This is a genomic window from Bifidobacterium cuniculi, from assembly GCF_000741575.1.
In the GTDB taxonomy this organism is placed as follows: domain Bacteria; phylum Actinomycetota; class Actinomycetes; order Actinomycetales; family Bifidobacteriaceae; genus Bifidobacterium; species Bifidobacterium cuniculi.
Genome location: NZ_JGYV01000017.1, coordinates 1 through 22,553, shown reverse-complemented (window position 1 = coordinate 22,553; position 22,553 = coordinate 1). Strand labels below are relative to the sequence as shown.

Genomic DNA, 22,553 nt, shown 5'->3' with positions numbered 1-22,553 from the left:
GGTCGGCCATACGCCGCCGATGACGCCCACGGCAATCCACCCCATCCTCAGCCCTACTGCCGCTTGGTCTTCTGCGATGTTACCCCAGAGTTACCCCGGTTTTTGCGCCTTTTAGGGCTTCTTGTCCCGTGGTCGGCCATAATGCGCACGATTATGTATGGAAACGCATGGTTATGGGGTATTGGAGCCGTAATCGGGATGAAAAATCGCCGTTTCCGCGCCCCATGCACGGTTCGGCATCGCCATGCATAACCATGCATCGCAACCTCCGTCCAGATGAAACGGGGACGTTGTTTTCGAGACGTACGAAAACGTTGGAATACCGCCGTTCCCGACACTTGGAAGAACAGCCCCGCGGGCGCGGGGTAACACTGGGGTAACATTCCCGGACACCGGAACCGCCGTGACACGCCCGGGTCAGGACAATCCACGGGAGAACGCGTCCGACACCGCATCCGACACCGCATCCCGCCGGTCGGCGAAAACGGCCGCATACGTGTTCAGCGTGACCGTCGCGTCCTCATGGCCCATCAGATCCTGAAGCGTCTTCACATCAGCGCCGTTCATGATGGCGACCGACGCGAACGTGTGCCGCAGCGAATACAGGGTCAGCCTGCGCCCATCGGGTCTGACGCCCGCGGCGGCCACGGCGCGTTTGAACACGCGCAGCCGCCACTGCTGGTAGATGATGCGTTCCCCGCGCGGCGACGTGAACAGCGGCTCACCGCCGTCGCGCCCCTCGCACAGGGCCTCCAATCCGCCGCGCAGGAAAGACGGAATCGGCAGACGCCGACGCCCCCTGACGGTCTTCGTATCGCCCTGCACATACCGGTAATGGCCCGCCTCGGCCTTCGTCATCGTCTTCGACACGCTCATCATATCGTGCGTGAAGTCCAGGTCGCGCACATCCAATGCGGCCATCTCGCCCGGCCGCATGCCCGTCGACGCGAGGAACAGGACCAGCAGACGATCCATGGGGCGGCCGCATGGCCTGCCCGTCGGAGTCTTCAGCCGTCCCGCCGCGTCCGCGATGGCGCGCACCTCCTCCAACGTGAACGGGTCCACCCTCTGCGCGGGGACCCGAGGGAGCCGAACACCCCTGGTCGGGTCGGCCGGAATCCATTTGCGGCGCACCGCGAACCGGAGCATGGAGCCGAGGATCTTGCTTACGGCCGTCCGTATCGCACCCTTCGTGAACAGCTCTCCACGCTGCGTGCGAATGGCCCCGGAATCCAGGTCGCACACCCAGGCCTTGACCGCCCGCTCGTCGATATCCCCGATGCAAGTGGAGCCGAAGCGCGGACGCACCATGCTTTCGTAGTGGCGGCGATAGTTGTCGATGGTGGAAGGGCGCACGCCCGTATGGTCGGCCAGCCAAGGCTCCAACAGATCGTCCAGCACACGCCGGCCGCCACGTGGGTCGACATACCGCCCCGAACGCAGGTCGTCGTTGAGCTCCGCGGCCCGCTCCTCGGCGGCCTCGCGCACGGCGAAGCTCTCCCGATGCTGCCGTCCGTCGGCCCGCCAGCAGACCTGCCAGCGCATGCCGCGCCCATAGTCGGCCGTCTTGAATGCGTCCGGCAGGTCGGCCGTCGACGGATTCGCGGCCACCCGGCGGCGCATGCGCGCGGTCGGCACCGTCTCCACGCCGTCCACCACGGCCTTCGATTTGAGCCACCTGTCGCGTATCCACGCCTTCGCCATATCCGTCTCCTATATATACGTCGTCTATTCGCCGCGTGCGAACGCCTCGATGGAAGCGCGGTTGAAGTACCACCGGCCGCACGCGACGAAGCCGGTGATATGCCCGGAACGGGCGAGCCTGACGATGGTGCGCGGGTCCTTGAGCCCCAGCATCCTCATGGCGGTGGTACGGTCGACCAGCAGCTGCTGGTCGGACAGTTCAATGTCCATGTCGGCGTCCTTTCGCATGTACGAGCATTGCTATGCACGTACATGCGTCGCCGCGTAGGATGATTCGCATGGGATTAAAGGGATACCGGAAAGTCGCCGGACTGACGCAGGCCGAATTGGCCGCGGCCATCGGCTCCACGCAGTCGCACGTCAGCGAATATGAGAACGGCGCGCGCAGGCTCGAGACCATGCCCGCCGCCCAATTCCTGCGACTGGCGGAGATTCTTGATGTCAATCCGCGAATGCTGCTCACCGGTGAGATCCCGTACCATGACGATGAGATCGCGGCAAAAGGCAGGGTCGCCCGCGCACGCCGCCGGTACGCGCGGACCCAGAACGAGGACAATGCGCGCAGGCTGCTCGCCGCGGAGCTGGTGCTTGCCCGGCTTCGCGGCGAGGGAGGATTCCCCGCCCCGCGCGCAGCCAATCACGGTCGCGCCCCATCGTCGCGGTCGGCCCATAGAAGCCCCAGCGTTCACCACTGCCGCACGGGCCTTTTCCATGGAGCGGAGCGGATGGCATGGTATCCGGACGCGTTCGCTGTGGATGTCGATATAGGGCATTGAGGCTCCTCCCTCCCGCCGTGGTTTCCACCTTGACTCCCGCCATGCCCGGAAACGCACCCTCGGTATGGTCGTTACCGCTCAATACCGCTTCGGGACGCATGGGCGTCGGCATGGAGGTACCGGAACTGATGACGGCCCAGCAGGTCGGCCGCCTGCTGGGCGTATCCACGGAGACGTTGCGCAAGTGGCGGGCGAAACGCAAATGCCTGCCATACGTGCGCGTGGGGCGGCACATCCGCTACAGGGCCGCCGACGTGGCCGCATTCGTCGAACGGGGGACGGTCATGCCCGCCTAGCCCTCGATTGCCCTTTCCACGCCGTCGGTCGCGGCGACCAGCCGGTCGAGCTCGACATGCGTGTAGATCTCGTTCGTCGTGGACACGCGGCTGTGACCCATGATCGCGGTGCGGGTCACATCATCCAGGCCGAGCCGGTTCAGGATGGTCGCGGTGGTGTGCCGGGCCGAATGGGGCACGTAGTCGTGGTCAAGTCCGATGCGGTCCAACGCCCGGTACCAGCGCCTGCGTTCCACGTTGCCGGTCAGAGGCAGTCCTTTTTCGTCGTGGAACACCAGCCCGTCGCCGTTCACGCCATGCCGTTCGATGTGGGCGAGGAGCACGCGGGCGAGCGCGTCGGGCAATGGTATGGCGCGCCGGCCCTTTTCGGTCTTGGGGCGCGTGCGGTACATGCCGTTGCCCAGCGGCGTGCATTCGACGCCCTTGGGCAGGTCCTCGACCTCGCGTTTCGTCAGGTGCTGCGCCTGCCATTCGACCAGGACGACCAGCCGGTCGCCGTCGCGGCGCAGTTCGTCCCGGGTTAGGCCGAGTCGTTCGCCCTGGCGCATGCCGGTCATGAACGCGAGCATCCACATGAGCCTCCACGTGTCGTCCGTCTCGGCGGCGATGAGGTCGGCGGCCTGTTCGGGCGTCAATACGGCGCGTTCCTTCAACGCCACGCGGGGCGCGGTGCCCTTGACGGCGGGGTTCCTTTCGATGACGCCCTCCAGTACGGCGTCCTCCAGCGCCTTGTGCAGGGTTCGCCATGCGCTGCCCGCGGTGCCGGAGCTCCTGCCCTGCTCGACGGTGATGTAGCGTTCCATGCGGCGGAAGTGGGCGGGTTTCAGCTCATCGAGCCGCACCTTGCCGATGGCGGGGACGATGTTGTTCGCGCCGACGGACGCATACGTGCCCCAGGTGCGGGGCTTGAGGCGCGGCTTGCACACGTCGGTCAGCCAGTGGTCCACCCATTCGGCCACGGTGGGAGGTCTGACGTAGCCGACGCGGTGGGTGCGGTCGAACTCGGACAGTGCCTCCCTGAGCCGTGACTCGGCGACGGCCTGTGTGTCGGCGGTGCGGCTCACGCGGTGTTCCTCGCCGGTGTTCGGGTCGACGACGGTGCGGTATGCCTTCACCCTGCCGTTGGGCAGTCGGCGGATGCCGCCCGCGCCTTTCGTCCGTCGCCGGTCGGCCGGGGCGATCTTGGCCCGTAGTCGGTCGACGAGCCGTTTTGGATTGGTGCCCGTGAGCACCACGTTCGTGCCATCGGTGCCTGTGAGCACCAGCGTGTAGTCGGACATGCCGTTTTTCCCTGCATTCATGCGTTCCGCCTATGCAGGTCACTTATAGGTCACTTATGATTACGCCTGATTGAGCCTGATTGACGGAAATCGCGGTTGGTCAAAACAGCCGTTTACCAACGAAGAACGGCGTAATACCGCCGATAATCGGTGATATTACGCCGTTCTCCAAAACAGTGAGGCAAAGCGCCGGAGCTACTTCCACATCTAAGGGATATATTCTCAAATTCAAGAGATAAGGAAAACGTCGCGCACAACGCATCCCCTCGCGTTGTGCGCGACGTTTTTCATTGCCGTCCACCAGCGTCCGTCTGGCGGTTCCCGCCGTCTCGCGCTATGGTATGGGGGAAGCATCCAACCAGAAGGAGGTCCCATGCCCGCCGCCACCCAGACCGATGAGAAGGATGAGAAGACGACCATCGAATCGGCGCTCTGGGAGCGTTGCGCACACATCATGGACCCCGAACTGGGCCGTTCCGTGGTCGATCTGGGCATGATCGTGGGCATCGACGCCACCGACAACCAGGACGGCACCTGGGACGTGGCCGTGACCGTCGAACTCACGGTTCCCGGCTGCCCCCTCTCCGACCAGATCAGCGCGCAGATCCACGCGGCGGTGTCCTCCTACCCCACCGCCGTGCTCATCCCCCACCTGGAGGTGGGCAGCATGGACGAGGGCAAACTCAAGGACCTGGTGGCCGACCTCAAGGCGCAGCGCCGCGAGAACCCCTTCAACAAGCCGGGCATCAAGACGCGCATCTTCGCGATCGCCTCGGGCAAGGGCGGCGTCGGCAAGTCGTCGGTGAGCGCGAACCTGGCGGCGACCTTCGCCGCACTCGGATACGACACCGCCGCCATCGACGCCGACATCTACGGGTTTTCCCTGCCCCGCCTGTTCGGCGCACACGCGCAGCCGACCAACCTCAACGGCATGCTCATGCCGGTGACCCGCTGGGGTGTCAAGCTCATGTCGATCGGCATGTTCGCCGGGGCCGACCGTGCCATCCTGTGGCGCGGGCCTCGCCTGCAGCGTTCCCTCGACCAGTTCCTGGCGGACGTGTGGTGGGGGGAACCGGACGTGCTCATCCTCGACTTGGCGCCGGGCACCGGCGACATGACCATTTCCGTGGCGCAGGCCCTGCCGAACGCGGAACTGGTGGTGGTGACGACCCCGCAGCCATCGGCGTCCGACGTCGCCGTGCGTTCCGGCCTGGTGAGCCTGCAGGTGCCGATGCACGTGCGTGGCGTGATCGAGAACATGAGCTGGTACGACCATGCCGGCGAGCGCCTACGCATCTTCGGCGAGGGCGGCGGCGGCCGCGTGTCGACCCACCTGACGCGCGCCCTGGGATACGAGGTGCCGTTGCTGGCCCAGTTGCCGCTCGACCCGCGTATCCGCGAGGACGGCGAGGCAGGGCGGCCCGCAGTGCTGGACGCGGATGGCTGGCTGCGCGACGACGGCTTTGCGGACGCGTTCAGGGACCTGGCGACTGCCCTCATGGTGCCGCCGCGGGCCATGGCGTCGTAGCCGCCGTGACTCACCGTGCGCTTTCGATGGTGTCGAGGCATGCCTCGACCTGTTGCTGCGGCACGATGGCGTAGGGGAAGTCGCCGATGCTGAACAGGGGTTCGGTGATGGTGGCCATGATGCTCCTTCGTTCCTGGTCCGCCAGGGTTGGTCGGATCCGTGGGGCACCAGCATGGCACGGCAGCCGCGGATTGCGCAACCCTGGCTGACGGAACCTGTGGATATGTGGATGACACGCCACCTATCCACATGCCTCCCGGAAACTGTGGACAGGCGGCGGCAATCTCACCGGTCCTCGCCGAAGCCGGGCACGGTGCCCGTCTCGAGCAGCGTCTCGAACTGTTGCTCGTCGATCATCGGCACGCCCAGTTCCTCGGCTTTCTGCGCCTTGGAGCCGGCATTGGCACCGACGACCACCCAGTCGGTGCGTTTGCTCACGCCGCTGGTGGCCTTGCCGCCGCGGGCGACGATGGCTTCCTTGACCGAATCGCGCGAGTAGCCGTCCAGTGAGCCGGTGACCACCACGGTCTGTCCTTGCAGGGTCTGCGGAAGCGCTGCCGATGCCGCTTCCTGCGTGCCGATGCCTGCGGCCTTCCAGGCGTCGAGGATGCGTCCCTGCCAACTGCCCGGTTCCCGGGCGGCGGCGAACCATTGGTGCATGGCCTTGGCGATTTCCTCGCCGATGCCGTCGATGGAAGTCAGTTCCTCCACCGAGGCTTCGCCGATCCGTTCGAGGCTGCCGAAGTGCCGTACGATCAGACGCGCGGTGGGCTTGCCGACGTGCCGGATGGACAATGCCACGAGGACGCGGTCGAGGTCGGCATGGCGTGCCTTGTCCAGTTCCGCGAGCATCTTGCGGGTGTTCTCCGTGGGAGCCACGTACAGTTCCCGCCCGTTCCTCGGGTTGGTGCCCACGATGGCGGCATCGGCGGGCAGTTCCTGCAGGGTGCCGTCGCGGCTGGCCTTGCGTTCCGTGACGGAGGACCAGAAGGCCGGTACCTGGTGCCACAGGCCTGAGCCTCCCAGACGCTTGCGCACCTTGCGGGTCTTGCCGCCCTCGAGGGTTTTCTCGCTGATTTCCACGATCGGTGCCTCACGCCATACCTTCACGTCGCGCAGTTGGTCCGCGGTCAGGGTGAACACGTCCGCCTCGCTGTCCAGCACGGGGACCTGCGGTCCGGGGATCTCCAGTCCCTCCGGCGGCACATAGGGGTCGGGTTCCTGTCCGGGCGCCACCTGCAGCTCGTGGATGCCCGGCGCGTACGCCTGGACGGAATCCGGCCGATTGAATTCGGGGTTGGTCAGTGCGGTGGCGCCGGCATCCCCCAGGTGTTCGATGTCGAAGGCCTTGCGCGAGGCCAGGTTGATGATTCGTTCGGTCAGCTGTGCGGGGCAGGATTCCGCGTTGGGGCAGCGCAGGTCCTTGTCGCCCTCCTTGTCGGGCCTGAGCAGGGTGCCGCAGGCCGGGCAGTGGGTCGGCATCTCGAATTCGCGCAGGCTGTCTTCGCGGCCGGCGCGCTTGGCGAGGACCGGTCCCACCAGTTCGGGGATCACGTCGCCGGCCTTGCGCACCACGACGGTGTCGCCGACCAGGATGCCCTTGCGTTTGACCTCGTAGGCGTTGTGCAGGGTGGTGCGCGACACGGTGGACCCGGCGACGTACACCGGATTGAGGATCGCGACCGGAGTGACCCTGCCGGTGCGTCCCACCTGCACCACGATGTCGAGCAGCCGCGTGTTCACTTCCTCGGGCGGGTACTTGTAGGCGATGGCCCAGCGCGGGGCGCGCGACGTGGCGCCCAGCTGGCGCTGCAGTGCGAGGTCATCGACCTTGACCACGATGCCATCGAGCGCATGCTCGATGTCGTAGCGGTGCTCGCCGTAGTACTCGATCATCTCGAGGACCTCGTCGAAGTCCGTCACTTCGCGCGTGTGCGGCGAGGTGGGGATGCCCCACGACCGGTAGAGCGCATACGCCTGGGATTGGTCCTGCACCTCGTCGGCCGCGTCCACCGGCTTGCCCGTCCCCCAGTCGAGGCGGCCCATGCCGTGCGCGTAGAAGCTGAGCTTGCGGGTGGCGGTGATGCGCGGGTCCTTCTGGCGCAGCGAGCCGGCGGCGGCATTGCGCGGATTCGCGAAAGGCGGCCGCCCCTCGTCCTCGTTGCGCCGGTTGAGCGCGTCGAAGTCGTCCCAGCGCATGAACACCTCGCCGCGGATCTCCACCAGTTCGGGGATGTCGCCTTCGGGACCTCCCAGGGTCGTGGGGATGCTTTGGAAGGTGCGCACGTTCATGGTGATGTCCTCGCCGATCACGCCGTCGCCACGGGTCAGGCCCTGTACCAGCACGCCGTTGCGGTACACCAGGTTGAGCGCCAGGCCGTCGATCTTGATCTCGCAGGTCATCGGCAGCCCCTTGCCCTCGGGCCACTGCAGGTCCCGGCGCACCCCGTCGTACCAGGCGCGCAGTTCCTCGTAGGAGAAGACGTCGTCCAGGCTCATCATGCGCGAGGGATGGCGTACGGAGGTGAAATCGTTGGAGAAGGTGCCGCCCACCCGGTGCGTCGGCGACTGCGGCGTGTCCAGCTGGGGGAATTCCGACTCGAGGCGTTGCAGGCAGCGCAGTCGCGCGTCGTAGGCGGCGTCGGAGGAGACGGGAGCGTCGTCCACGTAGTAGGCCATCTGGTCGGTCTCCACCCAGGCGGCGACCCTGGCCCACAGGCGGGCCGCCTGCTCGGACGTCAGGGCCGCGACGTCCAGTTCGTCGAGCTGGAGGGCATCGGCATCCGTGTCACGCAACGCGTCGATCCACGCGTCCGTGCCGATCGGGAACCTGCGGGTGCCGTCTTCCTGGGCCTCCTGCGCCAACGTCTGTGTCATCGGGGATCCTTTCGGGAACATGTCATGGGTTGAGGGAACGGAGGAACTGCATCTGCACGGCGTCGATGCCGTCGGACCGCATCCGCGCCGAGGCGACTGCCAGGGTGCGTGCGGTGACGAACATACCCTCGTCGACCGTGGCATGCGCGGCACGGTCCACGATGGGCATCAGCTCGGTGTCGGGCCATACGGGGATGTCGTGGGCCATGAGGGTCCGCATTGCCTGCGCGAGGTCGCCGGGCACCGCGATGTCCTGGGAGCGGGCGCGGATGCGCACCTCCTCGGATTCCTCGCGCAAGGTGGGGATCATCTGGGGTGCGAGGGCCTGCGCCATGAGGTAGCAGCCCACGGACACATCGAACTCGTCGCGCATCCAGGCGGCCTGCCCGAGCCGATGGTACGCCCACGCCGCGTCGGCACGGTCGAGCGAGACGCGCAATGCGTTGAGGCTCACTGCCCTCACGGAATCCCAGTCCTCCTTGCGCGCAAGCTGTGCCGCCAGCTTGAGGTGCACCAAGGGGTAGGACGGCGCGTAGGAGACCAGGATGTTGAGGTGGTCGATGGCGGCGTCGACGCCCTTGACCTGGGAAAGCACGTCGGCCAGTTCGAGATGCGCGTACACCAGGTTGTCCGGGACCAGCACGGTCGTTTCGTCGGGCAGCGCGAACAGCCTGTTGTAGACCACGCGGTCGGCGTACGAATTGAAGTACCGTGGCACGCCGTTGCCCGACCGGTACCGTTCGTCCATGTCCCGCAGGACCGACTCGATGCCTTCGATGGCCTGGTCGACCTGACCGCCGAACAGCAGGTCGCGCGCCTTGGCACGGGCATCGTCGATGTCCGAGGCGAGGGTGAACCGCAATTCCGGGGTGTCGTTGCCGTCGATGAGGGCCGTGGTGACCTGGGAGGCCGCCGCGGCCAGCTCGGGGTCGCCGATGCGTTCGATGAGCCGCATCGCCTGCTGTGCCTTGTCGACGGAGGGCAGGGTCGTGTCGGCGGCCAGCTCGTGGAAGGTGCGCACGGCGTTGGCCAGCAGTCCCTCGCGTTGGATGGCCAGCCCGAAGGTGTCATCGGCCCCCAGCAGGGAGGCCAGCGGCGCGGCGAGCGGCTCGAGCCGCGCCTCGGGTTCCTGTTGCGCCCCGAAGGGCGCGAAGTCCTCGTCATGGATGGAGCGCGGTGGTTCGATGGCCTTCAGGCCGCCGTCAGGGTCGAAGTCCATGCAGGCGCCGAAGAGCCGGTACGTGCGTTCGGGGTGCTCCAGGCCGTCCTCGCGCAGGCGGTTGAGGAACTCCTTGCGGGTGAAGGTCACGGTCGCCATGGCGGTCAGGGTCGGCGTGGCGCGCAGGGGCGCGAGCGGGTCGTCCCCCTCCTCCTGCGGATGCGGCTCACCGGCTGCCATGTCATGCGGCAGGTCGAGCTCGAGGCCGTTGACCAACCGGTCGAATTCCTCGTCCAGGTTCCCGGGGTCGCCGTCCCGTTCCGGCGCCGTCCGCAGCGCGTCAGGCAGCTCGTCCTCCGTGGGATCGGCCTTGTCCGAGGCCTTGAACTCCAGCGGCGGCTGCATGCGCTCGAGCATGCCCAGGGTCTCGTCCATGGCGTTGTGGATGGCCTGGTCCTGCTGGTCGATGGCTTCCTCCAGGCCCATGGAATCCAGGCGGATCGTCACTTCGTCGATCCGATGGTCCGTGCCGAAGGCCAGGGCCGCCATCATGATGCCGACCCGCAGGTTGTACCGGGTGCTCCTGAGGGTGCGCGCCGCGTCATCCAGGGCATGCCACCTCCGGTCCTCGCCGGACACCTCGCTCCTGGGCATGAGTGCGGGGCTGGCCGTGGTGAAGGCCAAGGCGGCCCGGCCGGCTGCGAGGTTGACGCGCAGGTCGACGTCGAACCGGTATGGCAGGCGCATGGTGCGTACCAGCAGGGACAGCGCCTGCCGCACGGACCATTCACCGGCCGATCCCTGTGCCAGGCGGCGGGCAGCGTCCTCGGCCAGTTCGACCATCGTGTTCACTGCCTGCCAGTCGTCCAGGTCGAAGGGCGGCAGCGTGCCCGCGAAGGCTCCGATCGCCGGGTTCGACAGCAGGGCGGCGTCGATGCCGGCCACCATCGATTCGGTGGCGTTCGACTCGCGCGGTTCCAGGCCATACGAATCATTCGTGGCCAACCAGGTCGCCACCTGCCCGATGCGGTTGATGTTGCCCTCGATGACCATCGAGGACAGGGCGGCGTCGAAGGGCAGCGAACGCTCCCAGGCGAAGTAGCGGTTCCCCGTATTGGGCATCACGATCGTGCGCATCGGTTCGGCCCCGTGCTCGGCCTGCAGCCCCACGATGCCTCCCAGGGCGCCGGCTTCGTCCATGAGGCGCACCGCGTAGGATTCCAGCCCGGAGACCTCGAACCCGTCGGCCTGCAATCCCGCCACGTCCGAAGCGTTCGCCGCGATGGCGCTCATCGGCGCCTGGGCGTCCAGCCGCCGTTCCAGGCTGCGGACGCCGTATCCGAGGGGCAGTCCGTGCATGCTGGGGATGAGGTACATGCCGAAGAAGGCGACGGCCACCGCGTCCCGATAGCCCACGTGGTTCCGCAGGGAGTCGGGCGTGGGGGTGCGCATCCGGTCCACCGAGTAGGTCCCCGCATGCTCGACCCAGGAGCCGAGCCATCGTCGTTCCCCGTCGACCATGCCGTATGCCGCGCCGTGGCGCACCTCGAGGCCGTGGCGGTGCGGCTTGCCGAGGCACTTGCCGTCATCCCAGTGCCAGTGCCCCTCGCTTTCCAGGACGAAGGAGGGTTCGAGGCGGTCCAATGGCGCCTTGGGATCGTCCGTCATGGTCACCCGGCCGCGGTCGTCGGCGAGTGCCACCTGGGTGAAGCGTCCGTCCGGCAGGAAGAATCCCAGGGCGAAGGTGCGCGTGCCGGCGATTTGGACCCATCCGGGCGTGAACGGTTCGGGCACCAGCGCCATTCCCTCCAGCTTGCGGCGGCGCGTCAACGGCGTGGGCCGGACGGTCCGGATGGCGGATTCGTCCCGTGCCGTGGCATCCGTGGCACGGTGTGGCGCGTTCCCATGGGAACGGGAAGGGAAGGGGAAGTGTCGAACCATGGTTCCAATGTACAACGTCACGGGGGTTGTCCGTCAACTGCCGGCTGAACCATGGTCACGCTAGAATGGGTGGGCGTGAGATTTCCCCATCGTCTGCGCCGCCGCCTGCGTGCCGCCGCGCCGTTCCTGGCGGTCGGCGCCGTGCTGGTGCTGATCGTCGAGTGCTTCGTCTTCAACATGCCGTTCTTCCGTTCGATCCCGGCGAGCACGGATTCGACCGCGGCGATGAACGAACTGGGTCCCGGCGTGCGGCGTACCGTGGACGGGCTGCTGTCCGTGAGCGATCCCACTGAGGCATACGTGACGCTCAAGGCGGACGGCACCTCCCCCTATTGGCGCATGCAGATGGTGGACCGGCCGCGTTTCGAGGAGGCCAAGGACCGGCTGCCCACCCTGCTCGAGGACGTGCATGTGCGCGTCCAGTGCGACGGCGGCGCCGGCGCACAGCAGGTCGGTTCGGTGTACGCGCCCGGTTCGCAGTATTTCGAATCCTCTTGCAGCGGCACGGCGCGCGTGTGGCTCGAGGAGGAGGCGGGCAGCGTCACGCCGTTGCTCAATGTGCGCGCGAACGTGCGGGTGCCGTTCCGCTTCAACTGGGTGCGTGTGGGCATCGGCATGGTGCTGGTGGCGCTCGCCTGCGCCTTCCGTCCCGGCTCGCAGCTGTGGCGCACGCCCCTGGACATGCATGACCGCCGCCAACGGCGGGCGATGGCGACGGTGTGCGCGACTGTCGGCGTGGCGACCCTGGCAGCGGTGGTCGGCGCGATCTGCTGGGCGTTCCGCATGGAATTCCACAAGGAAGGCGAATACACCTTCGACTTCGACCAGTACGACCATATTGCGCAGGCGCTCCTGCATGGCCATGTGTGGCTGGACCTGCGGGTGCCCGACGAACTGGCCGCGCTGGGCAATCCCTATGACGCCGCCGCCCGGCACCGGCTGCTGCAGGACGGCGTGACACCGATCTACTGGGACTACGCCTACCGTGACGGCAAATGGTACTCGTACTTCGGCGTGCTGCCCGCGCTCCTGCTGTTCGTGCCCTACCGTGCGGTCACGTCCCTGTTCGTTCCCGGCGGCCTGGCGTTGCCGGGTGCCGCCGCCGAATTCCTGTTCATGGGCGTGGCCACGGTGTTCTCCCTGCTGCTGGTCACGCGCATCCTGTCACGCATCGCGCCGCGCGTCAGCGTGGGTACGACGGCCGTGCTGTGCATGGCATACGTGATTGGCGCCGATTTCGTCTACCTGTGGTTCCATACGAATTTCTACACGATTCCCATCGCGGCGGCGATGGCCTTGGTGACCGCCGGCCTGTGGCTGTGGCTGGGGGCCTGGGCGCCTGATGGCACGCTGCGGCTGCGTTACGTGGCCGGCGGTTCCGTCGCCATGGCGGCGACCTTGGGATGCCGCCCGACCTTCGCCTTGGCGTCGGCCCTGGTGCTTCCCCTGTTCGGCCCCTATGCGCTGCGCCGGTGGCGCGCCCATGACCGCCGCGGCGCAGTGCGCTGTGCCGCGGCGGTGCTCGCGCCTGCCGTCGTGACGGTGCTGCCGTTCCTGTGGTACAACCATGCCCGCTTCGGCTCGATCACCGACTTCGGCAATGCCTACCAGATCACCGTGACGGACATGACCCGTTTCCACACGCCGCTGGCGAACCTGCTGCCGACCCTGGGCTATTACTTCTTCCTGCCGCCGACCTGGCAGCCGTCCTTCCCCTTCCTGTTGGCCAGCCCGACGCCGCTGGCGTCGTGGTCCTTCACGGAGCCTTCGGCGTACGGGCTGCTGTGGCTCATGCCGCTCATGGTGGCCGTGCTGGCGGTGCCGTTCCTGCGTGCGCGATGCGGCAAGCTGTGGCCGATGCTCATGACCGCCCTGGCGGTGGCGGCGGTCCTGGTCGTGTTCGATACTGCGGTCGGCGGCTACAGCTGGCGCTACATGGCGGACTTCGGCTGGCTGCTCATGCTCGGCGCGACGGTGGCGTGCGCACTTGCCATGGAACGCTGGCACTGGACGCGCGGCATCGTGGTGCTGACGGTGGCATGGGCGTTGCTCCTGTCCGTCCTCACCGTCTTCGTGCTCGGTGCCGGCAGTTCCCTCTTCGAGGCGAATTCCGGCCTGTACTACGAGATCCGTTCTTGGTTCACGATCCTGGAGTGAACGGCGCGGGCACCGCCCTGCCTAGAATGCCAGGCATGAGCCTTCTCGATTCCCTCCTGCGCCGCGGCAGCCCCGCGGGCGCCTCCCGCGTGGACATCAACCTGGAACGTGCCGCCTACCGGTACGGCGACGGAACCTACGGCCTGGAACCCACCTCGTTGGACCTCGCCTACCGCGATGACGGACACACTGCCATCATCGGGCTCAACGGCGCCGGCAAGAGCACGCTGGTGGCGCTGCTGGGCGGACGTTTCCTGCCGACCGAGGGCAAGGTGCTGCTTCAGGCCGACGGTACGGCGCTCTCCCCCGACCGTCGCGGCGACGCGCGGCGCATCCAGCGGCTCGTGGGGGTGGTCGACGCGATGGATCTGCCCCGCGAGTTCCGCGATGACGTGCCGCTCGAGGAAGGCTTCCTCGCCTACCTCAAGGACCGGCACCTGAACCTCAGCGAGCGCACGGCGCGCACCGGCGCCGCACTCAACGCCTTCGACCTGCTCGAGGTGCGCCACACGACCGTCGGTTCCCTGGACATGGAGCGGCGCCATCTGCTGGCCGTCGCCATCGCAATGAGCCATGACCCGGTGGTGCTGGTTGCCGACGAGCCCATGCGCGGCATGGACGAACGCGGCACGGCGCATGTGGCGTCACGGCTGTTCTCCCAGCAGGTGCCGGTGGTCTTCACCACGCACAACGTGGACCTGACCGTCCAGGAGGACTACCGGGTACGCCGCACCATCGTCCTGGACGATGCACACGTCGTGTTCGACGGCGCCTGCGGGGATGCGCGGCGCTTCTACACCCGGCTCATCCGCAGCAAGATTCAGCGGATGGGGTCCAATGCCTCCGCCACGCCGTCGAGCACGATGCGCACGTTGCCCCTGAACTCATCCGCTTCGGGCAGCAGCGACAGTGCCAGGTAGCCGTTGGAATCCATGTCGAAGAAGTAGCCGGGCTGTCCCGTGGCGCCATGCCGCTCGACCAGCATGGTGACCAGGTCGTTCTCGTCGATGGTCGCGGGGAAACGCAGGAGCACGTTCCAGCCTCCCTCGGCACGCAGCACGTCCACGACGCCCAGGGCGTCGGCGGCGAGCATGGCATGCAGGGTGTCCAGGTTGGCGCGCACCCGCTCGCGGACGAGGCCCTGCCGCCCTGCAGCCTCGTCGAGCATCGCCGGCAGCATCCGCACGGTCGGTGCGCCCACCGGCAGGAAGTCGTCGGCGATCATGTCGAGCCGCACCTTGGCCTGCTCGACGTCCTGTCGAGGTCCGGACAGGCGGATCCAGCCCACCTTGGCGTGCGGGGCGGCCAGCATCTTCGACAGGCCGTCCAGGGCGAAGGTGAGCACGCCATCCTCCCCCGCGAACCGGCGGTTGCCGTCGAAGGCTTCGAGGTCGTAGCCGAAGAACACCTCGTCCGCGATGAGTGCGATGCCGTGGTGCCGGCACAAGGCCACCAGGGCCTCGCGTTCATCCGGCTTGACATAGGAGCCGGTGGGATTGTTGGGGTTGATGACCACCATGGCGCGGATGCGTCCGTCCGTGTCCGCGTCGAGCAGTGCCGCGACCTGCGCCACGTCGATGGTCCAGGAACCGTCGTGCACCAGCCGGTAGTCCACGGTGTCCACGCCGACCAGGCGGGCGATGGAGGCGATGAGCGGATAGCCGGGTTTCGGCGCCAGCACTGCCTCGCCGGAATCGCACAGCAGCATCATGAGCCACGCGTACGCCTGCGAGGTGGAGTCCAGGAGCACCAGGTCGTCGGGGTCGACGCCCTCACCCAGGAAGGCGGCCAGGCAGGCACGGGCCTCCCGCGGCCCGCGCGGGTCGGCCTGGTATGGCTCGGGCAGTGCATGCGGCGCCAATCCGTGGTGGGTGGGATTGGAGTCGTTGAGGGAACGCAGCGCCGTGCCGTCCTGACGCGCCTTGCGCTCGGCACGGGCGATGGGATTGGGGTCGACGGGACCCACACGATGAGAAAAACGCACGGCACCATTGTAGTGCCGTGCGTCGAATCCGCGTGGAGGGGATGGGTCAGGCGCCCACCTTGGTGCTCGCGTAGTACGCGGCACCGATGATGCCCGCCTCGTTGTGCAGCTTGGCCGCCACGATCGGGGTCTTGATGTCCACGTAGGGCAGGAACTTCTCGGAGACGCGGCTCACGCCGCCGCCGACCACGAAGAGCTCGGGGCTGAAATACAGCTCCATGAGGCTGTAGTACTTGGTGAGGCGCTTCGCCCACTTCTTGTAGCCCATGTCGAGCTGCTCGCGCACCGAGGAGGCGGCGTACTTCTCCGCGTCGCCCTTGCCCTTGAGCAGCTGGATGTGGCCGAGTTCGGTGTTCGGGATGAGCACGCCGTCGTAGATCAGGGCGGTGCCGATGCCCGTACCCAGCGTGGTGGCGATGACCAGGCCCTCCTGGCCCTTGGCCGCGCCGAACTGCTGCTCGGCCAGGCCGGCCGCGTCGGCGTCGTTGACCACGGTCACGGGACGGCCGCATGCTTCGGAGAAGACCTCCGTCACGTCCACGCCGATCCAGGACTGGTCGAGGTTGGCCATGTAGTCCAGCTTCTGGCCGGGCTTGATGGGAGCGGGGAAGGCGATGCCCACCGGCGCCTCCTCGGGAACCTCGAAGTGCTCCAATTGCTGGCGCACGATGTCACCGACCGCCTCGGGGGTGGAGTGCTCCGGGGTCAGGATCTTCAGGCGCGGTTGCGCGAACTCGCCCTTCTCCAGGTTCACCGGGGCCGCCTTGATACCCGAGCCACCGATATCCACGCCGAACGCCTGTGCCGTCTCGATCATCTTCAACCTTCCTCACCGTAGGGAATCGTCCGGCCACGCATGCAGTGCGCGACCGCCTCACTGGTCCTTCGTATATTAGTTCAATCAACGAACATTCCATGCAGGGAGAGTGTTCACATATTGATACGCAATATACACCTGCATTGTAGCGCCATCGGGCGTTCCCCACGCCATGCATACCGCCATTCGCACACAATATCCCCACAGTCGTCCCCACCGGTGCGGCTTTCCCCTATCCGCGCCATCGAGTATACATGGAACTGCAAGTTTCAAGGCAAGGTGAAATCCCTTACTGGCGGTGGCGCCCACAGGCGAAGCCCGCAACCCGCCCAGGCGGTGGATCCGGTCCGAGTCCGGAGCCAACGGTGACAGTCCGGATGAAAGAAACGGAGCTCCACCATGAGCAAAACCAGACCCGCCGAGCGTGACGAACGTCCGGACAATCGCCATTCGACCGGTGTCAACGACCACGGCCGCTGGTCCACCCAGCGCATCGCCATGTACGCGCTTTTCGTCGCGTCGGCCATGGCCGTCAGCTTCATCGAGATCCCGCTGTTCCCGCTGGCCCCCTGGCTCAAGTACGACCCCTCGGGCGTGGTCTGCCTGCTCGCCGGCTTCGCCTTCGGCCCCTCCGCCGCCGTCATCGTCTCCGTACTGGGCTTCCTGCCGCACGTCTTCACCAACCCGTGGGGCTCCCTCATGGCCATCCTCGTGGCACTGGCGCTTTCGGTGCCCGCCGCGCTCATCTACCATCGCCACCGCACCCGCAAGGAGGCCGCGGTCGCATTGGTCGTGGGGTCGCTGTGCGCACTGATGTGCGCCCTGGTCGCCAATCTCTTCATCACGCCCATGTACGCCAAGATGGACATGGCACAGGTCGCGGCCATGATTCTGCCGATCCTGCTGCCTTTCAACCTCATCAAGTTCGTACTCAACGGCGTCATCACCTTCGTGGTCTACAAGCCTGTCTCGAAGCTGCTCGACCGATGAGTGCGCCGGGAGACGCCGTCCTCGCCCTCGAGGACGTGCGGTACAGCTACGACGGCGCTGACTGGGTGCTCGACGGCATCGACCTTACGGTCCGCGCCGGCGAGCGCATCGCCCTGGCCGGCGCGAACGGGTCGGGCAAGTCCACGCTGGCGCGGGTCCTGGCCGGCCTGAGTGCCCCCGACCATGGGACCGTCACCCTCCTGGGCGAGCGCGTCTTCGACGACGCGCACGGCGCGGATGCCGAGGCGTACCGACGGGCCACGCGCCATATCGGCATGGTGTTCCAGAACCGGCAGGACCAGCTGGTCACCACGGTCACCGACGAGGACGTGGCCTTCGGCCCGGAGAACCTGGACGTGGCACCCGCCCTGATTGGCGGCCGCGTGCATGGTGCGCTCGACGCGGTCGGCATGGCCGACTGGGCGGCCAGCGACCCCACGTCCCTGTCCGGCGGCCAGCAGCAGCGCGTCGCCATCGCCGGCATGCTGGCGATGGACGCGCAGGTGCTCATCCTGGACGAACCCACCGCGATGCTCGACCCGCAGGGCCGCGCCGAGGTCATGCGCACCCTGGACGCCGTCCAGGCGCATGGCACCGCCATCGTGCTCGTGACCCACCATCCCGAGGAACGCCTGAAGGCGGATCGCGTCCTCACCCTGGACCACGGGCGCATCGTCTCGGACAGGCCGCCCATCCCCTTGGAGGACGGTTCACGACCCGTGGCGGCCGACCGTCCCGACGGCCTCTCCGAAGCGTCCCGCACGGATACCGCGGCCGAGCCGATGGTCCGTTTCGAACAGGTCACCTTCGCCTACCACCGGCAGGACGCGCCGGTGCTCGAGGATTGGTCCTGCGAGGTCAGGCAGGGCGAGACGGTCGCCGTGACCGGCGCCAACGGGTCGGGCAAGACGACCTTCGCGCGTCTGCTGGCCGGCCTGGAGCGTCCCGTCTCGGGCCGCGTGCTGGTGGACGGCATCGACGTCGGCCATGCCGGACGACGTGACCGCAAGGCGTTGCGGCGCACCGTCGGGCTGATCATGCAGCGTCCCGAACGCCAGCTCTTCGCGGACACGGTGGCGCAGGACGTGGCCTTCGGCCCCATCAACCAGGGACTCTCCCCCGACGCGGTCGCAGACAGGGTCAGGGAGGCGCTCGCGCTCGTAGGCATGGAGGACCATGCGGACCGCAGCCCCTTCGCACTCTCCGGCGGCCAGCAGCGGCTGGTCGCCATCGCCGGCGTCCTCGCCTGCCACCCGCGGCTGCTCGTCATGGACGAGCCCACCGCCTCGCTGGACGAGAAAGGCACCGGCCGCGTCCTGCGGATCATGCGCGAACTGCGTGAACGTGGCGTCACGGTCGTCGTCATCACGCACGACCTGGGACTGGCACGCGAGATGGCCGACCGGACCTTCACGTTCACGCCGGCCGGCACCGAGCGTGCACAGTCGACCGTCTCCGCCGCCGACCCGATGCACTCCCCCGTGGCCCGCCTCGACCCGCGCGCGAAGATGGGCGGCGTGCTGGTCTTCATGTTCAGCATGTTCGCGATGACCTCGTGGCCGCAGCTGGCGGTGGGCGCCGTGGTGACCGCGGCGCTCGTCGCGGCCAGCCGCGTGGGGCCGTCGCGGCTGTGGCATGCCGTGCGCGCCTTCGTCGCCCTGTTCGCCTGCACCGCACTGCTCAACCTGGCCGTGGTCCACGAGGGCCGCGTGCTGTGCACGATCTGGCATTGGCAGGTCACTGACGGTGCGGTCGGCACGGCACTGCTGTACTGGCTGCGGTTCTCCCTGGTGATCATCTGCGGCGCGGTGGTGCTGCTCACCACTACGCCCACCGCCATCACCAACGGGTTCGAGTCGCTCATGACGCCGCTGAAACGGTGGTGGCATGTCCAGGAGATCGCCCTGGTGCTGTCCTTGGCACTGCGCTTCGTGCCCACCCTGGCCGGCGAGGCCATGGGCATCCGCGACGCGCAGGCAGCGCGCGGCGGCGCCATCGAAAGCGGCTCGCCCATGCGGCGCATGCGTGCCTTCTGCGCCATCATCGTGCCCGTATTCGCCGGCACCATCAGGCATGCCCGCGGCCTGGCGCTTGCCCTCGACGCACGCAGCTACCAGGAAGGCATGCCGCGCTCGCATTGGCATCCACTGCACATGCGAGCTTCGGACTGGGCGTTCCTGGCGGCCGTCGCTGCCAGCGTGGGTGCCGTCGCCGTGCTTCATATGTTCAATATGTGAGCAGGGTCACACTTCGCGCGGTGTTTTCGTGCATGATGTCATTCAGCGACCAGCGAACAAACGATGACACAATCACCGTTTTCGTTCGTACAAGTAGGCCGTGATGGCCTACGGGACACGGCACCGCCGCGTCCTTTCCTCGCATCGGGTCCACGGTTCCCACAAGGACCATGCCGTGCAGGCCATGCCAGGACAGTCGTGATTGGGCGAGCGCTCCGAACACACTTCGGGCCGCTCGCCCATTTCATATGCGTGGCCGTCGCATGGACCGACCATACTGGCACTGAACACATACGCAGGGGAACCCCTCCACGGGGTTGAGAAGGCATGTGCCTGACCCTTTGAACCTGTTGGCCAACACCAGCGTAGGGAGACGAATACCATGGCCCCATACGACGCCACTTCCATCGACCGGCTGCCCGCCTTCGCCAGGCGCATGCGCCTGGCTGCCGAACCCGTCTGGCAGGAGGGCTACGACCAGCCCTTCCTGCGTGAACTGGGCGCCGGCACCCTGGACCGGGAACGCTTCGCCTTCTACCTGACCCAGGACGAGCTGTACCTGGACGACTACGCACGCGTGCACGCCCTGGCGATGACGAAGACCGACGACCCGGAGGTCATGCGATTCATGGTGAACGTGCAGGCCGCGATCTTCAACGTCGAGAAGGACCTGCACCAGGAATACCTCGCCGGCTTCGGCATCCTGCCCGATACCCTGGCACACGCCCGCCAATCCGCCTTCGCACGGGCCTACACGTCGAACATGCTGGCCATCGCGTACGGCGGCGACCTGCTGGACATCCTCGTGGCGGTGCTGCCGTGCGCCTGGGTGTATGCGGACTACGGGCAACGTCTGGCACGCGACTTCGCCGACACCATGCCGGACAACCCCTACCGCGAATGGATCGACACCTACCGGGACGATGGGTTCTGGCAGTCCTCCGTGTGGCTGATCGACCACATCGAAACCATGGCCGCACAAGCGGACGAACGCAAGCGCCAGGACCTGGTGGAGCTCTTCGTGCGCGGCGTGCAGAACGAGTACATGTTCTGGGCCAGCGCCTACGACCTGCAGATGGGATGGCGTCCCGGCTGGGATGCCTGACCTCTCTTCCTGGAAATCTCTCATTTTCCGTGAGATTTCCAGGAAGAGAGGTCAGCCGCGCGCCTCGTCCAGTTCGGACAGGGGCTTGAGACCCATCTTCCGGCGGCCGCGGTCGAACCAGGCGCTGGTGGTGAAGGCGAGCACGTCGTTGATCAGGTAGATGAGCGAGTTGATGGCCATGGCGATCGATGCGTCGCCCTGGGCGAAGGTGACGGCCCACAGCACCAGCTGCGCCACGGCGCTGGCAAGCCACCAGTAGAACTGGTTGTTGTAGCGCAGGAAGCACATGATGCCCGCCGTCAGGCTGATGGAGAAGGAGAAGCCGTCGATCCAGGGGCGCGGGTCGTCCGTCCAGGCGCCGATGCCCCAGGCCGACAGCACCCACACGACGGCGGTGCCCGCGATGGCCACCGCCCACAGCCTGGGCGTGAAGGTGCGCAAGTGGTTCTTCGTGTCGTCGTTCCAGGACTTGACGGCCAGGAGGATCGGCAGGTCCAGGGTGAGGATGTAGGCGACCTGCTCGAACACGGCAAGGTAGTTCTTCGCGGCGATGGCAATCGCGATGAAGCCAGCCGAGGAGATGATGCCCAACCATCCGTTGACGGCCTTGGTCGCATTGATCGCCAGCACGCACAGCGTCCCCACGATGGTCGCGAAGAAGGTGACGACGGACACCCAGGTGAAGGGCTGGGATACCAGCAGGCCCAGCTGGAAGCCGAAGGCGAAGAACCAGAGCATGTAGTTCTGGATGGGCCATCCATGCAGTTGCTGCCAGAGCCATCGGAAATAGTTGCGTCGGTACCCTGTGTCCGCCTGTGTGCCTGTCGTGTCCGTGCCAGTCATAGCCTTGCCTGTATGCTCCCCTCGTTCCTTGCCTGGCGTCAGTCGTTGTCGTCCACCGTGGCGGCCGCCTTCGCGGCACGGCGCCGGCGGATGTCCTCGCGTTCGGACTCGGTCAGGCAGCCCAGGGCCTCCAGCTTGTCCTCGATGGCATCCAGCACGGCCATGCGGTCCGTCTCGTCGTGGACGAAATCGTAGCGGCCTGCGTCGATGCGCATGACCACGGAGCGCGAATACGAGTCGTACCACGCCTTGTAGGTCTCCCACACGGAGCGGTAGTAGTCCGTCAGGCCCGGGTCGGAGGTCTCCATCGCACGGCCGCGCATGGCGATGCGCTCCAGCATGAGTTCGAAAGGCGCATCGAGGTACACGATCAGGTCCGGCGCACCGTTGAAGGGGTGTCCGGCCACGTTGTCCACCATGTTGCGGTTGAGGTCGATGTACAGGTTGTACATCGCCTCCGGGAACTCGCCGCGCTTGTACAGGTTGAAGGCCATCAGGCTATCCGAAAGCAGGCTGGAGTCGAACACCGTGTTGCGTTCGCCCTGGGTCGCCTGCAGGTGGATGGCCTGCCGCAGCTGACGGTACCGGTAGTTGAGGAAAGCGATCTGCAGGGCGAAGCTCTTGTCGTCGCGGCTCTTGGCGCCATCGGAATAGAATTCCTTGAGCATGGGCATCTCGTCCACCTTCTCGTAGAAGCCGGTGGTCTGGAGGTCCTCGGAAAGATAGTTCGTCAAGGCGGTCTTGCCCACGCCGATGGGCGCTTGTATGTAAATCACTGCTCTGCTTTCTTGGATGGTTGGTTCGCGGACATGCATCCGTATGGCAAGGGGCCCCGCCCCGCTGCCGGGGACGCTGAGAT

Annotated in this window: 18 protein-coding genes and 2 riboswitches; of the genes, 8 read left to right on the top strand and 10 right to left on the bottom strand. The window is 66.8% G+C overall.

The annotated features are described in order from the left end of the window. Positions 1 to 417: 417 nt before the first annotated feature. Together BCUN_RS08225 and BCUN_RS08220 are read right to left on the bottom strand one after the other, a co-directional pair. Positions 418 to 1,704: a tyrosine-type recombinase/integrase gene (locus BCUN_RS08225; RefSeq protein WP_033516702.1), complete on the bottom strand. Its 1,287-nt coding sequence runs from the start codon at positions 1,702 to 1,704 to the stop codon at positions 418 to 420. Between the two features lie 24 nt (positions 1,705 to 1,728). After that, positions 1,729 to 1,914 (bottom strand): helix-turn-helix domain-containing protein, encoded by a 186-nt coding sequence (locus tag BCUN_RS08220; RefSeq protein ID WP_033516703.1) that lies wholly within the window; start codon positions 1,912 to 1,914, stop codon positions 1,729 to 1,731. Between the two features lie 68 nt (positions 1,915 to 1,982). On the opposite strand from BCUN_RS08220, the gene BCUN_RS08215 reads away from it, so the two are divergent. After that, entirely contained in the window at positions 1,983 to 2,480 is a 498-nt protein-coding gene (locus BCUN_RS08215) for a helix-turn-helix domain-containing protein (RefSeq protein WP_051920957.1), read from the top strand. Positions 2,481 to 2,521: 41 nt separating this feature from the next. After that, positions 2,522 to 2,776 (top strand): helix-turn-helix domain-containing protein, encoded by a 255-nt coding sequence (locus BCUN_RS12405; protein WP_202961095.1) that lies wholly within the window; start codon positions 2,522 to 2,524, stop codon positions 2,774 to 2,776. Here BCUN_RS12405 and BCUN_RS08205 read toward each other — a convergent pair. Further along, complete coding sequence (locus tag BCUN_RS08205) at positions 2,773 to 4,077, bottom strand: tyrosine-type recombinase/integrase (protein ID WP_033516706.1); 1,305 nt, start codon at positions 4,075 to 4,077, stop codon at positions 2,773 to 2,775. The genes BCUN_RS12405 and BCUN_RS08205 overlap by 4 nt on opposite strands. 79 nt (positions 4,078 to 4,156) lie before the next feature. Then, positions 4,157 to 4,357, bottom strand: coding sequence for a hypothetical protein (locus tag BCUN_RS12400; protein ID WP_152598135.1), 201 nt, complete (start codon positions 4,355 to 4,357; stop codon positions 4,157 to 4,159). A 153-nt stretch (positions 4,358 to 4,510) separates the two neighbouring features. On the opposite strand from BCUN_RS12400, the gene BCUN_RS08200 reads away from it, so the two are divergent. Continuing rightward, complete coding sequence (locus tag BCUN_RS08200) at positions 4,511 to 5,584, top strand: Mrp/NBP35 family ATP-binding protein (RefSeq protein ID WP_420796473.1); 1,074 nt, start codon at positions 4,511 to 4,513, stop codon at positions 5,582 to 5,584. A gap of 285 nt (positions 5,585 to 5,869) precedes the next feature. On the opposite strand, the gene ligA is transcribed toward BCUN_RS08200, so the two are convergent. Both ligA and BCUN_RS08190 read right to left on the bottom strand, forming a co-directional pair. Continuing rightward, complete coding sequence (gene ligA / locus BCUN_RS08195; protein WP_033516708.1) at positions 5,870 to 8,461, bottom strand: NAD-dependent DNA ligase LigA; 2,592 nt, start codon at positions 8,459 to 8,461, stop codon at positions 5,870 to 5,872. A 22-nt stretch (positions 8,462 to 8,483) separates the two neighbouring features. Beyond that, the gene (locus tag BCUN_RS08190) at positions 8,484 to 11,561 is read right to left on the bottom strand and encodes a tetratricopeptide repeat protein (protein ID WP_152598136.1); all 3,078 of its coding nucleotides are present in this window, start codon (positions 11,559 to 11,561) and stop codon (positions 8,484 to 8,486) included. 75 nt (positions 11,562 to 11,636) lie between these two features. Here BCUN_RS08190 and BCUN_RS12575 point away from each other — a divergent pair, with 75 nt between their 5' ends. After that, a complete protein-coding gene (locus tag BCUN_RS12575; RefSeq protein ID WP_051920954.1) occupies positions 11,637 to 13,718 on the top strand; it encodes an uS11 family ribosomal protein in 2,082 nt (693 codons plus the stop codon). Between the two features lie 35 nt (positions 13,719 to 13,753). After that, positions 13,754 to 14,638 (top strand): ATP-binding cassette domain-containing protein, encoded by an 885-nt coding sequence (locus BCUN_RS11940; protein WP_052122925.1) that lies wholly within the window; start codon positions 13,754 to 13,756, stop codon positions 14,636 to 14,638. Here the strand turns inward: BCUN_RS11940 and BCUN_RS08175 are convergent. Further along, the gene (locus BCUN_RS08175; RefSeq protein ID WP_033516709.1) at positions 14,539 to 15,702 is read right to left on the bottom strand and encodes a pyridoxal phosphate-dependent aminotransferase; all 1,164 of its coding nucleotides are present in this window, start codon (positions 15,700 to 15,702) and stop codon (positions 14,539 to 14,541) included. The two genes, BCUN_RS11940 and BCUN_RS08175, sit on opposite strands and share 100 nt — an antisense overlap. A gap of 46 nt (positions 15,703 to 15,748) precedes the next feature. Continuing rightward, the gene (ppgK, locus tag BCUN_RS08170; RefSeq protein ID WP_033516710.1) at positions 15,749 to 16,519 is read right to left on the bottom strand and encodes a polyphosphate--glucose phosphotransferase; all 771 of its coding nucleotides are present in this window, start codon (positions 16,517 to 16,519) and stop codon (positions 15,749 to 15,751) included. A gap of 261 nt (positions 16,520 to 16,780) precedes the next feature. After that, a riboswitch (FMN riboswitch) is annotated at positions 16,781 to 16,912 on the top strand. A 6-nt stretch (positions 16,913 to 16,918) separates the two neighbouring features. On the opposite strand from ppgK, the gene BCUN_RS08165 reads away from it, so the two are divergent. The 3 genes from BCUN_RS08165 (at position 16,919) to tenA (ending at position 20,851) form a co-directional block, all read left to right on the top strand. Next, on the top strand, positions 16,919 to 17,509 hold the full coding sequence (locus tag BCUN_RS08165) for an ECF transporter S component (protein ID WP_033516711.1): 591 nt from the start codon (positions 16,919 to 16,921) through the stop codon (positions 17,507 to 17,509). Then, positions 17,506 to 19,746, top strand: coding sequence for an energy-coupling factor transporter ATPase (locus BCUN_RS08160; protein WP_034258586.1), 2,241 nt, complete (start codon positions 17,506 to 17,508; stop codon positions 19,744 to 19,746). Before BCUN_RS08165 ends, BCUN_RS08160 begins: the two co-directional genes overlap by 4 nt. 287 nt (positions 19,747 to 20,033) lie before the next feature. Then, positions 20,034 to 20,136: riboswitch (TPP riboswitch) on the top strand. After that, positions 20,129 to 20,851, top strand: coding sequence for a thiaminase II (tenA, locus tag BCUN_RS08155; RefSeq protein ID WP_033518457.1), 723 nt, complete (start codon positions 20,129 to 20,131; stop codon positions 20,849 to 20,851). (Overlaps the previous riboswitch by 8 nt.) Positions 20,852 to 20,902: 51 nt before the next feature. On the opposite strand, the gene pnuC is transcribed toward tenA, so the two are convergent. Both pnuC and BCUN_RS08145 read right to left on the bottom strand, forming a co-directional pair. Then, the gene (gene pnuC, locus BCUN_RS08150) at positions 20,903 to 21,694 is read right to left on the bottom strand and encodes a nicotinamide riboside transporter PnuC (protein ID WP_033518456.1); all 792 of its coding nucleotides are present in this window, start codon (positions 21,692 to 21,694) and stop codon (positions 20,903 to 20,905) included. A gap of 38 nt (positions 21,695 to 21,732) precedes the next feature. Further along, a complete protein-coding gene (locus BCUN_RS08145; RefSeq protein WP_033518454.1) occupies positions 21,733 to 22,470 on the bottom strand; it encodes a deoxynucleoside kinase in 738 nt (245 codons plus the stop codon). Positions 22,471 to 22,553 lie beyond the last annotated feature (83 nt).

Bases quoted from the DNA above. Each gene is read 5' to 3' on its own strand.
- BCUN_RS08160 (WP_034258586.1), top strand. From the start codon at position 17,506: ATGAGTGCGCCGGGAGACGCCGTCCTCGCCCTCGAGGACGTGCGGTAC.
- BCUN_RS08190 (WP_152598136.1), bottom strand. From the start codon at position 11,561: ATGGTTCGACACTTCCCCTTCCCTTCCCGTTCCCATGGGAACGCGCCA.
- BCUN_RS12405 (WP_202961095.1), top strand. From the start codon at position 2,522: ATGCCCGGAAACGCACCCTCGGTATGGTCGTTACCGCTCAATACCGCT.
- BCUN_RS11940 (WP_052122925.1), top strand. From the start codon at position 13,754: ATGAGCCTTCTCGATTCCCTCCTGCGCCGCGGCAGCCCCGCGGGCGCC.
- ppgK (WP_033516710.1), bottom strand. From the start codon at position 16,519: ATGATCGAGACGGCACAGGCGTTCGGCGTGGATATCGGTGGCTCGGGT.
- BCUN_RS08220 (WP_033516703.1), bottom strand. From the start codon at position 1,914: ATGGACATTGAACTGTCCGACCAGCAGCTGCTGGTCGACCGTACCACC.
- BCUN_RS08200 (WP_420796473.1), top strand. From the start codon at position 4,511: ATGGACCCCGAACTGGGCCGTTCCGTGGTCGATCTGGGCATGATCGTG.
- tenA (WP_033518457.1), top strand. From the start codon at position 20,129: ATGGCCCCATACGACGCCACTTCCATCGACCGGCTGCCCGCCTTCGCC.
- BCUN_RS08215 (WP_051920957.1), top strand. From the start codon at position 1,983: ATGGGATTAAAGGGATACCGGAAAGTCGCCGGACTGACGCAGGCCGAA.
- BCUN_RS08225 (WP_033516702.1), bottom strand. From the start codon at position 1,704: ATGGCGAAGGCGTGGATACGCGACAGGTGGCTCAAATCGAAGGCCGTG.
- BCUN_RS08205 (WP_033516706.1), bottom strand. From the start codon at position 4,077: ATGAATGCAGGGAAAAACGGCATGTCCGACTACACGCTGGTGCTCACA.
- pnuC (WP_033518456.1), bottom strand. From the start codon at position 21,694: ATGACTGGCACGGACACGACAGGCACACAGGCGGACACAGGGTACCGA.
- BCUN_RS08165 (WP_033516711.1), top strand. From the start codon at position 16,919: ATGAGCAAAACCAGACCCGCCGAGCGTGACGAACGTCCGGACAATCGC.
- ligA (WP_033516708.1), bottom strand. From the start codon at position 8,461: ATGACACAGACGTTGGCGCAGGAGGCCCAGGAAGACGGCACCCGCAGG.